Consider the following 14,722-nt stretch of genomic DNA (forward strand, 5'->3'; position numbering starts at 1 on the left):
TTTCGAATCAGATATTAATACGTATCTTTGATTTCGATATGCATTTATTTATATAGCGCCAGTTGTGATTTGATGTTCCATGTGTGGTGAGTATCACATGTAACCTAATGTTTTTATTTATCTTACGATGAAAATGAGACGTAATTTCAACTGATTGGTAAGATGGATAAATTGCGGAGAAATAGTTTGTTAACCCAGATCAAGCTTATCGGCTGTTGATATATATTTGTTCAGTTTAATACCTTAAAGTAGTGATCATTTTTCTGGGCTTAATAACGACGTTTATGGATAGAGCAAAAAAACTACCCCGTCCCACATTGGCTCAAGTTTGGCAAGATACACTGTTCACGGTATCAAAAAAGTTATTATTGCTACGGGATATAACCGATTTAGTGAATGAACTCAGAAAGCTCTCTTTTTCTGTGGTGCGTTTTCAGCGGGTCAATTTATTATTGCTTAACCCTCTTTATAACCAAAATACCCTTTATACCCATGACGATGCGACCAACAGGGTGCAGGGATCGCAAAATATCTTGTTTGCCGAAGGCCCCGGTGGCTTAGCCTGGCAGCAACAGACGCCTTTGCAGACTGACCATCGCCGTATGCAAAGGGAGTTTTCTGCTGTTTGTGATTTGATTCCCTATCAGGAATTGCACTCTGGCTGCCATTTTCCCTTGGGCCATGACAATCATTGGTCAGGCTGTATTGAATTTATTAAAACTGATGACAGTGAGTTTGATGAACAAGCAGTTACTTTTCTGGGGTTACTGGCAGATGTAGTGGCAATTGCCGTTGATAATATTGCTGAGATTAATCGGGCATTTTCTGAGCGTGAAAAACTGCGCTTTGAGCGCGACCATTATCGTATTTTAGTGGATGTGACCAATACGGTTATTTCTAAGCTGGAATTGGATGTATTAGCGGCAGAGGTTTCAAAAGAGATACATCGATTTTTTAATATTGATTACATTAGCTTAGCGCTGTGCGGTACCCATAAGGATAAAAATAAATTAAATGTATTCTCTACCCGCTACCAGAGTGGTAAGGCCGTACAGTATCAGCAGGCATGGGTGGATATTACCGGCACTTTGGCTGGGCAGGTTTTACAGAGCAAAGCGTTATTGTTGGTTAATTTGGCTGATATCTCTCTTTTGGCACCGGATGATAAGCAACTGGCAAATATGCTGGATGAAGGGTTACAAGTTGTCTGCCTGTTGCCGCTTTTTTTCGGCCACAAAATGTTAGGTGTTTTGAAACTGGCACAATGTCAGAGTGATATTTTCACTGATAGCAATGTAAAACTGTTGCGCCAAATTGCGGCGCGTATTGCCATTGCGGTTGATAACGCGCTGGCCTACAACGAAATTACCCGCCTAAAAGATTCGTTGGTAAATGAAAATCTCTATCTAACGGATCAGATTATTCATAATGAAGAGTTTGGCGAAATAATCGGTAATAGTGCAGGGATTAAAGCGGTACTGGAACAAGTTGAGATGGTGGCCTCCAGTGATTGTACTGTATTGATTCTGGGGGAAACCGGCACCGGCAAGGAGCTGATTGCCCGGGCTATTCATAATTTGAGTACCCGCAAGAATAAACGCATGGTGAAAATGAACTGTGCAGCCATTCCATCGGGATTGATGGAAAGTGATCTGTTCGGTCATGAGAAGGGGGCTTATACCGGTGCATCATCACAGCGTATTGGCCGGTTTGAAATGGCTGACGGTGGCACACTATTTCTTGATGAAGTGGGCGATATTCCTCTGGAACTACAGCCTAAATTATTACGTGTATTGCAAGAGCGGGAAATAGAACGCCTTGGCGGCAGTAAAATTATTCCGGTGGATGTTCGGCTGATTGCTGCGACCAATCGTGATTTAAAATTGATGATGGTGAATCGCGAATACCGCAGCGACCTTTATTATCGGCTTAATGTTTTTCCGATTGTGATCCCTCCGCTGCGTGAGCGGCCGGAAGATATTCCGTTGCTGGTAAAATTCTTTACTCAAAAAATAGCCAAACGGATGAATCGCACTATCGACACAATTCCTGGTGAAACATTACGTTTGCTCAGCCGTTTACCGTGGCCGGGCAATATTCGTGAATTGGAAAATGTTATTGAGCGGGCGGTCATCCTTAGCCGTGGCACTACGCTGAATTTGCAGTTACAAGAGCTGGAATATCATCTGTCACCGCTAGAGGTTACTAAACCTGTGGCAGAAAGGGTAGTGCATAAAACCTTGTTACCCGAAAGTGAAGAGCCTGAATCTTCAGAGTCTGAGCGCACGCGAATTATTCGAGTATTACGCGAAACCAACGGCGTGGTTGCTGGGCCAAAAGGGGCTGCCATTAAGTTAGGGCTAAAACGCACCACTTTGTTATCCCGCATGCAGCGGTTAGGAATATCAGTAAAAAGTATCGAAGATGAAGATGGGATGGATTAACTCATTTATTTGCTTCGAATAAAACTAGTATCTATTTACCGAATACCGTGTTGAACCAAGCAGTGCCAAACCCTTCTACCTGAACGAGGCGTCGCGAGCAAAGCCAGTCTGGGCGCGCTCAGCGCACAGCCACCGGAGTGTACATAAGTACATGGCGGTGGCGAGCACTGCGTAAACCCAGAATGGCAAAGCGCAGTAGCCGTTAACCGATCACCCCACTTCGGCTTCTCTACGTAACCGCGCCTTCAACTGGCTATACTCCTGCTGCACATAGTTTTCTGCCCACGTCTGATCCGGGATGGCTTCCAGCTTCACCGCGCAATATTTATATTCCGGTGTTTTGGAAATTGGATCCAGATGGTCCAGCGTCAGCTCATTACAGGCACCAATCCACCACTGGTAGGTCATATATACCGTACCGATATTAATGCGTTCACTGACTGAAACTCGCGTAATAACTTTACCGCGACGCGATTCTACCCACACCAGTTGTTGATCCTGCAAGCGCATTTTATCCGCATCCTGCGGGCTGATTTGCACATAACCCGGTTCATCGGCCAGTGTTTGCAGTGCGGAACAGTTGCCAGTCATCGAACGGCAGGAGTAGTGGCCGACCTCACGCACGGTACACAACACCAGTGGATATTGCTCATCCACCAGTTCCATTGGCGCACGCCATTCACTGGCAAATAACAACCCTTTGCCGCCAGGGCGGTCAAACTTATTACCGGCATACAACCAGGGTGTACCGGGGCTGTCTTCAGTGGTACATGGCCATGGGATATAGCCCAAACCTGCCATTTTCTCGTAGGTTGCGCCATAGTACAGCGGGCACAATTCACGCAGTTCATCCCAAATCTCTTTGGTATTGTTATATTTCATCGGATAGCCGAGTGCGGTCGCCATCAGACTAATAATTTCCCAATCTGGTTTTACATCACCTTGTGGCTCAACCGCTTTTTCAAACCGCTGGAAACCACGGTCTGCCGCAGAATAGACCCCTTCATGTTCGCCCCACGAGGTGGCGGGGAAGATAACATCCGCCTCGGCTGCGGTTTTGGTCATAAAGATATCTTGCACAATCAGCAGTTCTAATTCGCTGAAGGCTTCACGCATCATGGACAAATCCGGTTCGGTCTGGAGTGGATCTTCGCCCATCACGTAGTTGGCTTTAATTTTCCCCTCTTTCACTTTATGTGGAACATCGGTCAGCGAGTAACCGACTTTATCGGACAGGGATGGTACCCCCCAGGCTTTGGCAAATTTTTCCAGTGTGGCGGGATCGGTCACAGATTGATAACCCGGATACATATTTGGCAATGCGCCCATATCGCAGGCACCCTGCACGTTGTTCTGCCCGCGTACCGGACCAACACCGACATTCGGACGCCCCAGATTACCGGTTAACAGTGCCAGTCCTGACAGCCCTTTCACGACATCTACACCCTGGCCCCACTGAGTGACACCCATCCCCCACAAGATGGTGGCTGAAGGGGCGGCGGCATAGATACGCATAGCCTCACGAATTGATTTCGCCGACAGGCCAGTAATGCTTTCGACATATTCCGGGGTGTATTTGGCGACGATTTCACGGTACTCGTCGAAGCCCTCGGTATAGCGTGAGACGTAATCTTTATCGTACAGCTCTTCAGTGATCAACACATTGGCAAAGGCATTTACCAGTGCCATATTGGAGCCGTTTTTCAGGGGTAACCAGAGATCTGCAATACGCGCCGTTTCGATATGGCGTGGATCGCAGACAATCACTTTCGCGCCTTTTTCTTTGGCTTTCAGAATACGGCGGGCCACGATCGGATGGGAGTCAGCGGCGTTGTAGCCAAACACTAAAATACATTTGGTATCTTCAATCTCGCAGATTGAATTACTCATCGCGCCATTACCCAATGTCACTTGCAGCCCGGCGACCGACGGGCCGTGGCAAACACGGGCGCAGCAGTCAATATTGTTGCTGCCGGTAACCGCACGGGCAAATTTCTGCATCACATAGTTGGTTTCATTACCTGGGCCACGGGATGAGCCGGTATGCATAATGGCTTCCGGGCCATATTTTTCTTTGATTGCTCGCAGTTTACTGCTAGCAAACTCAATCGCTTCATCCCAAGATACCGCCTCCAGCTTGCCGCCTTTTTGGCGACGGATCATCGGCTGTTTAAGGCGCGGAGTTAGCAATTTGGTATCATTGAGAAAGTCCCAGCCATAGTAGCCTTTCAGACACAACTCACCCTGATTGGTGACGCCATTTGCGCCTTCAGCGCCAATAACTTTGCCATTTTCGACCAGTAAATTGATTTTGCAGCCGGAGCCGCAGTAAGGACAGACAGTGAGTGCCTTGTGCATATTAATCATCCTTCGTTCTTGGAGCCGCAGCGGTGTTAGCTGCTCTCGTTCACCCGAATCACTGACCTGAGTCAGCTCATCGGGATTCGCTCAATTGCTGCCTTGCTGCAACACCAATTACTTTGGGTCATCCCTTCGTTTTTGGGGCCGCAGCCTTATTGACTAAAAGCTCATTTCGTTGGCTTCATCTAAAGCAGCACGCATCTGTTTTTTGCGCAGCATGGCCTGCATGGTGTCGCGGCCAATCATGTGCAGCGCCTGCGTTGGGCAAACGGAGATACACGCCGGGCCGGCGGCTTGCCCTTCGCACAAGTCACATTTCTGTGCTTCGGCTTTCAGGCAGAATCCCTGTGAGAGGCCGTTAAACATCACTTCGACCTGTTTGGTCACGACGCTCATCGCACCATACGGGCAGGCAACGACACAGGTTTTGCAGCCAATGCATTTTTCCTGCAACACTTGAATACTGTCCGCTGCTCGAACAATTGCGCCGTTCGGGCAAACATTGGCACAAGGGGCATCTTCACAGTGCCGACACATAATGGCGGTACTGACATTTAGCCCTTTAACCACCTTCAGCCGAGGCGCGAAATTGGCTTTAGTTAGCGTGTCCAGCTTGCCACCGTTGTGTGCCAGCACGCAGGCAACCTCACAGGTGCGGCAGCCAATACACTTTTTGGGGTCTGCGATTATGAACCGGTTCATTGTTTTCTCTCCTTCCCCTTCATCTTTCAAGTTGCAGATGTGTTGGCTGCACTTGCTTGCCGCCTTCCCGCATCTTGAAATCTATTGGGGATAAATGTCTTCATCTTTCAAGTTGCAGAGGTGTTGGCTGCACTTGCTTACCGCTTTCCTGCACCTTGATATCTATTGGGTATAAATTGATAGATCTGGCAGATTCACGTTTAGAACAGCTAATCTGGCTCATTGCCTTACATACTGCATGGTTTATGCCAACTTGAAGTGGTCAGGTAAAAGTGAATGAATATGATTGTTTTATAAAGGATTAATGGATACTGATGTGGGCGGGGAGGTTAACGGGAAACTGTCGGCTGGCATGACGTCGGCAAATTTGACGACGGCATGCCGTCATTTCGCTATAAATGCGCGAAACCACCGTCACCTTGCCAGTGTGGTAGTTGTTGATACACCGTTTCTACCGCCTGTTTTACTGGCTCGGTCATTGGGAAGTAGAACGCCACTAAGGTGGGTTGAATCCCCACAAAAATGACTTCGCTAATATCTTCCTTTAACTGATCAATTAGAAAGTTGAGCGGCAGATTGTGGGTGCTCATGATAAACATTTCGGCAATTCGCTCAGGGTCAATGATGCGAATCTCACCCGGCGACAGCTCCATATCGGCAGCATCGACAATAACTAATCGTGTCGGTTGCAACGCGCGGATACGATGCACCACATTTTCCGGTGCCGAACCACCGTCAATCACCTGCCAGTCAATCAGTGGTTGTTGTGTCATGCGTTCAGCCAGTAGTGGGCCTGCGCCGTCATCGCCCATCATGCTGTTGCCAACGGTTAACACCAGATTGAGGGCGGTGGTGTGAGTGGCGGGGGGATGTGGCATGTTCATGGGCGGCGTTTCACCATTAAATAGATGGCCGGTTCCTGCTCGATATCGTACAGGGTTTGCAGCAGTTGTTGGCTCCATGGCTGGTGGAGCGAGGCTGGGTTTTCAGCCAGCGGCGCGAAGGCTTTTGCCAATAACTGGGTATGGGTACTGTCGATGGTGATTTCACCAAACTTCAGTAAGCCGGCCATTTTGCGGTGAGCCTCGCCTGCGGGCAACTGACCAAACCATTGTTCATATTCTGCCAGCGGGCATTCCATGATGGCTTTTAAGCAATCAATCACCCCCACATGGTGGCCGATAGCCAGTGAGTAATACATCACTTGTTGTGCTTGCTCGGGCATATCGTCATCACTGTCGAGGAACTTCTGATTCAGTGCATAGAAAATAACCTTAGCGGACATCAGCTTTGCCTCCCGCCAGTTGTATCAGGGCAATGTGTTGCAGGTTGGCGAATATCTCGCTCAGACGCGGATCATCTTGTTGGCGCAGGTAGTTCTGGCAGCGCTGTTCAAATTCCGGTAATGGCTGATTGACCAGCAGCGACAAGAAGCTGTCGGTGATTTCCCGCCCCTGGCGATAGCCGGCCATACGGCGCGCTTCACGCTCCAACAGCACTCGCAGATTGAGCGGTGCATCGGGGTGAATCAGCGCGGCGCGTTCATCGGCACTCTCCTGATGCTCTTCGCCTTTCAGTTTCTGCTCCAGCAGACCCAATGCCACGGCAAAACCATAGATGGTCGCGGCTGGGGTCGGCGGGCAACCGGGAATGTACACATCAATCGGTACGATGGTATCGCTGCCACCCCAGACACAGTACAGGTCATGGAAGATGCCACCACCACAACCACACGCGCCGTAAGAGACGCAGATTTTTGGGTCCGGTGCCGATTCATAAGCGCGCAGTGCCGGTGTGCGCATGGCGCGAGTAACCGCACCGGTAAACAGCAAAATATCCGCGTGGCGGGGGGAGGCAACAACTTTGATACCAAAGCGCTCGGTGTCGAACAGTGGGGTGATTGAGGAGAAAATCTCAATCTCACAGCCGTTGCAGCCACCACAATCCACCCGATAGACATAGGCGGAGCGCTTGATATCTTTCAATAATTTACTTTTTAACTGGGCAACCGAGGGATCAAGTGCGATCGGTTGACTAACATGGTGCCCCCAGCCCGGTTTTAATGAATGTGGTTGGCTCATAGGTTGCCCCTCCCTTCGTTGTGCTGATCCAGCATAACGTTGTTATTAATAACGATATTCTGTTTGCGCTTACACTCAGGGCAAGTTTCAAAATGAGGTCGCTGCTGCTCGATATCCTCGGCCGCCATCCCGGAATGAATCAGCAGTGCCATGACATAATCCACTGCTTTTTTCGGCGCAAAGGGTTGCTGGCATTGCTGGCAATGGGCAAGGGTAAAACTGGCACGCTGATACAAATCCGCTTTGTTGAAGACGGCCAGTTCAAACTCTTGCGATAACACAATGGCACGGGTCGGGCAGACCTCCTCACAGCGGCCACAAAAAATGCAGCGCCCGAGAAATAACTGCCACTGACGAGTGCCGCTAGCAAGATCGGTTTCCATGGTTAGCGCATTGGCAGGGCAGGCCATGGTACAAGCACCACAGGCGATGCATTGCTCGGCATCATATTGCGGTTTGCCGCGAAAACCGTGGCTGACCTCAAGCGGCTTAAACGGGTATTTCACCGTGGTGTCGCCCACTTTCAGGATGGTTTTAAACAGTTTTAACATTCTTCATCCCTCTATTTGAGCGGCGAATGGGTGCGCTCAATGCCATAACGCTCGATCTCTTTGTACGGCACAGTGACGGATTTTTGCTTGCGCACATCCACCAGCGTGACCCGGTCAGTACAGGAGTAGCAGGGATCGAGGCTGCCGATAATCAGTGGCGCATCAGAGACGGTATTGCCGCGCAACATATAACGCAGCACCGGCCAATTGGCGTAAGTTGCCGCACGGCAGCGCCAGCGGAACAGCTTCTGGTTGTCGCCGGTCATGCTCCAATGCACATCTTCGCCACGCGGTGCTTCCGAGAACCCGAGGGCGAACTTGTAAGGTTGGTAATTGACTTTTTCTTCCAGCAGCGGCCCGCCAGGCATATGGTTCAGGCCATATTCAATCATTACCAGCGAGTCAAAGAACTCGCGCACCCGCACCAGCAGGCGGGAGTGGACATCGCAGCCATCGAGGGTAAACAACTCTTTGGGCACATTGGCATAGTTGGCGTAGCTGTGGTCATGGCGCATATCACGCGCATAGCCACTGGCGCGGATCATTGGGCCGACCGGGCTGAAATCGCGGGCGATTTTGCGATCCAGCAGGCCCACCCCCACGGTGCGTTGTTCGATATTGGCGGTGCTCATCAACATATCCACTAACTGGCCGATATCGGCACGCATCTCCGAGACCAATTGCAGCGTTTTGATGCGATCAGCTTTCAGGATATCGCGGCGGACGCCACCAATCAGATTCAGACCATAGGTTTTACGTGCGCCAGTGAGCATCTCAGCAATCGTCATCGCTTTTTCACGCACGCGGAAGAACTGCATAAAACCGGTATCGAAACCAACAAAGTGACAAGACAAACCGATATTGAGCAGATGGCTGTGCAGCCGCTCCACTTCAAGCAAAATGGTGCGGATCATCTGTGCCCGAGGCGGCACGATAATGCCCAAAGCATTTTCAATGGAAGAGGTGTAGGCCACGCTGTGGGTGAAGCCACAAATGCCGCAGATGCGATCTGACAGGAAGGTGACGTCGTTGTAACCCATGCGAGTTTCAGCCAGTTTTTCCATGCCGCGATGGACATAGAACAGGCGGTAATCGGCATCAATAATATCTTCGCCGTCGACAAACAGCCGGAAGTGACCCGGTTCGTCAGAGGTAATATGCATTGGGCCAATAGGCACCACCCGGCTACTGCTACCTGCTTCGTTTTCGAACTGATAGGTTTCCGTATCGCTGGTGGGCGTGGGGCGCTGGCGATAGTCCATGGTGTCTTTGCGCAGCGGATAGAGGTCATCTGGCCAATCATCGGGCAGCACTAAACGGCGCTCATCAGGCAGACCAACCGGTTGCAGACCATACATATCGCGTACTTCACGCTCGCCCCAGACGGCGGCAGGTACCCGAGGTGTGACTGACGGGAACTCCGGTCGTTCGGGGCTGATAAGTGCTTTGACAATCACCCAGCACTTATCGCCATACTGCTTACCGGTCTCTTCGCCATATTGTTCACGGCCTTCCATCGACAGCACATAGTAAATGGCAAAATAGCCATTCAGGCTGCGTTCATCATTACCAAACAGCACCGACAACCAGCCACCTTGTTGATAATAAAGGTGCTCTACCACATCGGGCAGGCTATTTAGTTTGATGGTAATGGTCAGTTGATCAGGGGTTTGCCACTCTTCATCTAAAATCGCCGCAGGAAATTGTTCACGCAGGCGGGCTACATAGGCCGCACCCAGCTTTTCACCGCTGTGTGGATGGCTTGACACCGGCTGACCTGAACCCGGAATAGCTGAAATAGGGGTTTCGCGAGTCACGTTACATCTCCTGACGATTCGGGGTTAGTTGCACCGCACTATGGCTCTGTGCAACGGATGGAATGGGCTGAGTTACGGGTTGCGGTGGAGAGAGGTGCTGCCACGGCAGCATAAATTGTTGCTGGGTTGGCTCACTGCCATCGTTATTGAGAACAATTTGTGCCGCATCGGTCAATAAACGGGTCACTGGAGCCGGAATATGCACGCCAAGCAACAGCATCAACAGCAACAGTATCGCCATCGGCGCGGTGGTCAGAATACCCAGTTCGCCTTTGCTGACCGCTGCCGGTGGTGTTCCCAACACGGTGTTGGCTATCATGCGTACCAATCCGGCCAGTACCAGTGTTAGTAGCAAGAGCAGGACGATAACCAGCCAAATATGGCCGGCGTTAATCGCGGCAGCCACCACCATAAATTCACTGATAAACACGTTAAACGGCGGCATCCCGGCCAGCGCTAATGCGCCACCAGCCAGTAACACCGCAGTCAGCGGTGCGACGCGGATAATGCCTTTAATCGCGCCCATATCCCGCGTGCCGTATTTCAATAACACATTGCCGGAACCACAGAACAGCAAGGTCTTAGCCAGACTGTGATTCAAGGTGTGGAACAGTGCTGCCAGCACACCTAGCGGGCCACCAATGCCCAGCGCCACCGCAATTAACCCCATATTCTCGACGCTGGAATAGGCCAGTAAACGCTTTATATCGCGCTGGGCCAGAATAAAGAAGGCGGATACCGCAACCGACATCATGCCGAACACCAACAGCAGCATTTGTGGGAAATGTGGCCCGATGGCGGCGCTGATAATGATGTAGTAACGGATGATAACCAGCAGGGCGCAGTTAAGCAGTACGGCGGATAACAGGGCACTGGTGGGGCTAGGGGCTTCACTGTGGGCATCCGGTAGCCACGAATGCATTGGGAACAGCCCGGTTTTGGTACCGAAGCCAATCAAGATAAAGACAAACGCCAGATGCATCAGGCTGGGGTCCAACTCTTTAGCGTGTTCAGAAACCACGGTCCAGAAGATAGCACTGCCCGGATCTGCCAGCACATTCGCGGCATTGGCATATACCAGCACCGTGCCGTACAGCCCGAATGCCACACCGACGGTACAGATAATAATGTACTTCCACGCCGCCTCCAGTGAGGAGCGCTGCCCGTATAATCCCACCAAAAAGGCTGAGCTGAGGGTAGTGGCTTCAATACCAACCCACATCAGGATCAGGTTATTACTGGTGACCACCAACAGCATGGTGAACAGGAACAGATGGAAGAAACCGTAGTAGTTGCACAGCGTGCCAACCGTGATTTCGCCATTATTCACTTCATGGCGCATATAGCCAAGGGAGTAAAGGCCAGTGATAAAGCCGATAATGCCCAGAATAGCGAGGAACAGCGCGCTGAGACTATCGATATGCAGCCAATTATGTGCCGCCAGAATCTCCCCGCCCAGCGCAACCCGGCACACTACCGTCAGCGCCACCACTAGCAACACAGTGATGCCGGTAAAATGCACCCAAGTGGTTGCCATCCGTGCGGCACTGCCTAACGCCCGGCAAGCGAACGCGAGCAATGAGGCTATTAGAGGTATCGCCAGCAGCAACAACAGCAGGTCAGTATTACTCATTTCATTACCCCTTTAGCGCCGTCAGTTGTTTAACATCCAGCGTGTGCAGCGTGCGGTAAATCTTGCGCGCCATTAGCGTCATCACAATCACCGCGAAGATGGCATCGGTGGCAACGCCAATCTCGACCAATTCCGGTGCGCGGAAGGCCAGCAGCGCCAGCATCAGATGAGCCCCGTTCTCCATCAGGCAATAGCCAAAGATATTTTTCAGAATATTGCGTTGGGTGACGATACACAGCAGTCCAATCAGGAAATGCCCCAATGAGACGGCCAGAGCCGGTTTCAGTGCGCTGACCATGGGCAGTTGCACCGGTTCAACCACGAAGTAGCTCAGCAAGATAATGATGGCGGCGATAAAAATCAGGCTGGCGGTACCAATGATGCCGCCATTGGCTTTGGGATCGTCCATTTGGCGAAAAGCGCGATACATAATCCACGGCACCAGCACCACCTTGGTGACAAAGGCACTCAGCGACCACAGGTACAACTCGTGGGCACCCAAGGTTTCAGCCAGCACCAGAAAAATAAGCACCAGTACCAGTGACTGCAAGGCATAAAGCAGTGCCGAAGTGGCGGGTTTCTTGGCGATGATTACCAGTAGTGAGGTAATGATCAGCAGCCCTGCGAGATTATTTACGACCAAATTGTTGACAAGAAGTGTTCCGGTCATTTTCTACTCCCTTATCCGAGCCAGGCGACAGCAATAAAGCTTGAGCACACCGACATAATCACCAGAATCACCAATACCCCCTGCATCGCCAGTGGCAGCGGTTTGGCGCAGGCGACCTCTGGTGATGGCTTACCGGGGACGGTCTGTCCGAACCAGTAGAGGAACCAGCCAAAGCTCGCTACCGATTCAAGTAGCGCCAGCACCAGCAGGGGTATCAGTAGCCAATGTTCGTGAGAGAGCGAGAAGCCAGCGGCAAAAATAGGGAATTTGCTGAAGAAGCCATTAAAAGGCGGCACCCCAGTGATCGCCAGTGCGGCGACACAGAACCCCACCCCCAGCAGTGGCATTTTGCCCATGATGCCTTTGAGTTTGGGTAACATACGGGTACCGCAGCTATAGCTCAGCGCACCAGCCACTAAGAAGAACAGACTTTTGGCAAACGCATGGTTAAAGATGTAGGCAATGCCGCCATCAAAGGCCATTTTTGAGCCATAGATAGCCAACGACAGAGCGAAGAAGATGTAAGACAACTGGGTGATGGTGGAGTAGGCCAGCAGCCGCTTCATATCTTTTTGTGGCAGATACATAAAGAAGCCATAGATCAGCGTAATCACCGCCATCACCATGCCCACGGTGCCAATTATTTGTGGTACATCGCCAGCGGAATAAATAGCGCGGGCAAAGATATAAACCCCCACCTTGACCATAGAAGCGGCGTGCAGGTATGAACTGACCGGCGTCGGGGCTTCCATCGCATCCGGTAACCAGATATGCAGTGGCAACTGGGCGGATTTCCCCCAAGCGGCAAACAGGATGCCACCGAACACCATGATTTTGGTGCTGTTGTCCAATTGCGCCAGTGCCGTTAGGGCAAAGGTGCCGGTATTAACCAGCAACACCGCGGCCGCCAGATACAGACCGATAGCCGCAACATGGGTTACCAGCAGCGCTTTCAGTGCCGAGCGCAGTGACTTCTGACTCTGGTAGTAACCAATTAATCCCCACGAACAACCGCCGGTGATTTCAAAGAAGAACAACTGACCCAGCAGAGTGGATGACAATACCAACCCGGCCATTGCACCGATAAATACCAGCAACAGGGCGTAGTAGCGGTTAGTGCCTTCGTGCGGATGCTCGCGATTATCCAGGGTCAGATAACCGGTAGAATAGATACTGACCAACAGCCCAAGAAAGACGACGGCGAAAGCAATCAAGGTACTGATGCGGTCGATAGTCAGGCCAAACAGCGCCATATCGCCGTAGTGAATCAGATCAACCGTGACATCAATCTTCCCGCCACTTAAGTAGATATAGGCCAGCAACAGGGTTCCGAGGGTTGCCAGTAGTGAAAAGAAAGTACAGGACCATTTCGCCCATTGCTGTGGCAAGCAGGCCGTGAGGATGGCACCGGCAAATGGGACCAGAATGGTCGCAAGGGCGATGTTCATTAGGGCGATATTCATAAGAGCCATGTTCTCCATGATGGGTTTATTAGCTCCTTAAAGACCGGTGAGATAGAAAACCAGGGACAAGGCAGCAACACCAAACCCCAGCCAGGTAACACGGGAGGTCAACAGGAAGCGCCCACGGGCGATACTGTTTTCCACGATGGAGGCCAGTACAAACACCACCACCAGCTTGATAATGCAGGCCAGTAGCGCCCACAGCAGGCCAAATCCAGTGAGTACTGCCAGCTTGCCGAACGGGATAAACACGGCGAGGAACAGTTGTGCCACCACCACTTGTTTCAGGCTGATGCCCCATTTGACCAGACCCAGCGCGGCACCTGAGTATTCGGTTAGCGGCCCTTCTTGTAACTCTTGCTCCGCTTCGGCGACATCAAACGGGATTTTGCCCATCTCGATAAACACGGCGAAACCACAGGCCAGTAACGCCAGCGCGGTTGCGGTCGGCGATTGCCAGTGGCCGGTCGAAAGTGCAGTACTGATGGTGCCGATATTGGTCGAACCGGCGATTAACCCCACCACTAGTAATGACAGAATCAGTGTCGGTTCCACCAGCACACCAAGGGTTAACTCACGGCTGGCACCGATACCGGCAAAGATGCTGCCGCTATCCAGACCGGCCAGTGAGAAGAAGAAGCGGAACAGCGCGAACAGATAAAGCAGGGCTATCAGGTCTCCTGCCACGCCAAATGGCGATGCCAGCGTGAAAATGGGCAGCGCCATCGCAATCAGCAACATGCTGCCTAATAACACATAAGGCATCAGACGGAAGATGATGCCTGCATTCGCTGGTGCTACATCCTGACGTTTTAACAGTTTGGCTAAATCACGATAGTCTTGTAGCACGCCCGGCCCACGGCGTGAGTGCATGCGGGCTTTTACCATGCGCGAAATACCCGACATCAATGGTGCCAGCGCCAGCATGAAAAGCGCCTGCCCAATGGCGAAGGCAATCATAGAGACCGCGGGCATATCAGTAGTTGGCATTGCTCGTCTC

The 14,722-nt window shown here is 51.3% G+C and carries 12 protein-coding genes; 1 reads left to right on the plus strand and 11 read right to left on the minus strand.

Annotation, left to right across the window (positions count from 1 at the left end; genetic code table 11):
• The first annotated feature begins 284 nt into the window (after nt 1-284).
• Nucleotides 285-2,444, plus strand: a complete 2,160-nt coding sequence (gene flhA, locus Q2T71_RS06085) for a formate hydrogenlyase transcriptional activator FlhA (protein ID WP_372558444.1) — start codon at nt 285-287, stop codon at nt 2,442-2,444.
• A 210-nt stretch (nt 2,445-2,654) separates the two neighbouring features.
• Here flhA and fdhF read toward each other — a convergent pair whose 3' ends face one another.
• From fdhF to Q2T71_RS06140, 11 genes are all read right to left on the minus strand, one after another.
• Nucleotides 2,655-4,802, minus strand: coding sequence for a formate dehydrogenase subunit alpha (gene fdhF / locus Q2T71_RS06090; RefSeq protein WP_372558445.1), 2,148 nt, complete (start codon nt 4,800-4,802; stop codon nt 2,655-2,657).
• A gap of 162 nt (nt 4,803-4,964) precedes the next feature.
• Entirely contained in the window at nt 4,965-5,507 is a 543-nt protein-coding gene (locus Q2T71_RS06095) for a 4Fe-4S binding protein (protein WP_032906839.1), read from the minus strand.
• A 392-nt stretch (nt 5,508-5,899) separates the two neighbouring features.
• Nucleotides 5,900-6,385, minus strand: coding sequence for a hydrogenase maturation peptidase HycI (gene hycI, locus Q2T71_RS06100; protein ID WP_372559852.1), 486 nt, complete (start codon nt 6,383-6,385; stop codon nt 5,900-5,902).
• A 2-nt stretch (nt 6,386-6,387) separates the two neighbouring features.
• Nucleotides 6,388-6,792, minus strand: coding sequence for a formate hydrogenlyase maturation HycH family protein (locus Q2T71_RS06105; RefSeq protein WP_372558446.1), 405 nt, complete (start codon nt 6,790-6,792; stop codon nt 6,388-6,390).
• Nucleotides 6,782-7,588, minus strand: coding sequence for an NADH-quinone oxidoreductase subunit B family protein (locus tag Q2T71_RS06110; protein ID WP_372558447.1), 807 nt, complete (start codon nt 7,586-7,588; stop codon nt 6,782-6,784). Before Q2T71_RS06110 ends, Q2T71_RS06105 begins: the two co-directional genes overlap by 11 nt.
• Nucleotides 7,585-8,139, minus strand: a complete 555-nt coding sequence (hyfH, locus tag Q2T71_RS06115; protein WP_372558448.1) for a hydrogenase 4 subunit H — start codon at nt 8,137-8,139, stop codon at nt 7,585-7,587. The genes Q2T71_RS06110 and hyfH overlap by 4 nt, the downstream gene beginning before the upstream one ends.
• 11 nt (nt 8,140-8,150) lie before the next feature.
• Nucleotides 8,151-9,956: an NADH-quinone oxidoreductase subunit C gene (locus Q2T71_RS06120; protein ID WP_083159372.1), complete on the minus strand. Its 1,806-nt coding sequence runs from the start codon at nt 9,954-9,956 to the stop codon at nt 8,151-8,153.
• A 1-nt stretch (nt 9,957) separates the two neighbouring features.
• Nucleotides 9,958-11,589: a hydrogenase 4 subunit F gene (locus Q2T71_RS06125; RefSeq protein ID WP_372558449.1), complete on the minus strand. Its 1,632-nt coding sequence runs from the start codon at nt 11,587-11,589 to the stop codon at nt 9,958-9,960.
• 4 nt (nt 11,590-11,593) lie between these two features.
• Nucleotides 11,594-12,259: a hydrogenase 4 membrane subunit gene (hyfE, locus tag Q2T71_RS06130; RefSeq protein ID WP_083159369.1), complete on the minus strand. Its 666-nt coding sequence runs from the start codon at nt 12,257-12,259 to the stop codon at nt 11,594-11,596.
• A gap of 11 nt (nt 12,260-12,270) precedes the next feature.
• Nucleotides 12,271-13,722 (minus strand): hydrogenase 4 subunit D, encoded by a 1,452-nt coding sequence (locus Q2T71_RS06135; protein WP_372559853.1) that lies wholly within the window; start codon nt 13,720-13,722, stop codon nt 12,271-12,273.
• A gap of 36 nt (nt 13,723-13,758) precedes the next feature.
• Complete coding sequence (locus tag Q2T71_RS06140; protein WP_083159367.1) at nt 13,759-14,712, minus strand: respiratory chain complex I subunit 1 family protein; 954 nt, start codon at nt 14,710-14,712, stop codon at nt 13,759-13,761.
• Between the last annotated feature and the right edge of the window lie 10 nt (nt 14,713-14,722).

The sequence above is a fragment of the Yersinia sp. 1652 StPb PI genome (genome assembly GCF_041538345.1).
Taxonomy (GTDB): domain Bacteria; phylum Pseudomonadota; class Gammaproteobacteria; order Enterobacterales; family Enterobacteriaceae; genus Yersinia; species Yersinia enterocolitica_E.

What these genes read in the sequence shown, in the direction of transcription:
- hyfE (WP_083159369.1), bottom strand. Translation starts at nt 12,259, where the DNA reads ATGACCGGAACACTTCTTGTCAACAATTTGGTCGTAAATAATCTCGCA.
- Q2T71_RS06095 (WP_032906839.1), bottom strand. Translation starts at nt 5,507, where the DNA reads ATGAACCGGTTCATAATCGCAGACCCCAAAAAGTGTATTGGCTGCCGC.
- Q2T71_RS06140 (WP_083159367.1), bottom strand. Translation starts at nt 14,712, where the DNA reads ATGCCAACTACTGATATGCCCGCGGTCTCTATGATTGCCTTCGCCATT.
- Q2T71_RS06135 (WP_372559853.1), bottom strand. Translation starts at nt 13,722, where the DNA reads ATGAATATCGCCCTAATGAACATCGCCCTTGCGACCATTCTGGTCCCA.
- Q2T71_RS06105 (WP_372558446.1), bottom strand. Translation starts at nt 6,792, where the DNA reads ATGTCCGCTAAGGTTATTTTCTATGCACTGAATCAGAAGTTCCTCGAC.
- Q2T71_RS06125 (WP_372558449.1), bottom strand. Translation starts at nt 11,589, where the DNA reads ATGAGTAATACTGACCTGCTGTTGTTGCTGCTGGCGATACCTCTAATA.
- hycI (WP_372559852.1), bottom strand. Translation starts at nt 6,385, where the DNA reads ATGCCACATCCCCCCGCCACTCACACCACCGCCCTCAATCTGGTGTTA.
- flhA (WP_372558444.1), top strand. Translation starts at nt 285, where the DNA reads ATGGATAGAGCAAAAAAACTACCCCGTCCCACATTGGCTCAAGTTTGG.
- hyfH (WP_372558448.1), bottom strand. Translation starts at nt 8,139, where the DNA reads ATGTTAAAACTGTTTAAAACCATCCTGAAAGTGGGCGACACCACGGTG.
- fdhF (WP_372558445.1), bottom strand. Translation starts at nt 4,802, where the DNA reads ATGCACAAGGCACTCACTGTCTGTCCTTACTGCGGCTCCGGCTGCAAA.
- Q2T71_RS06110 (WP_372558447.1), bottom strand. Translation starts at nt 7,588, where the DNA reads ATGAGCCAACCACATTCATTAAAACCGGGCTGGGGGCACCATGTTAGT.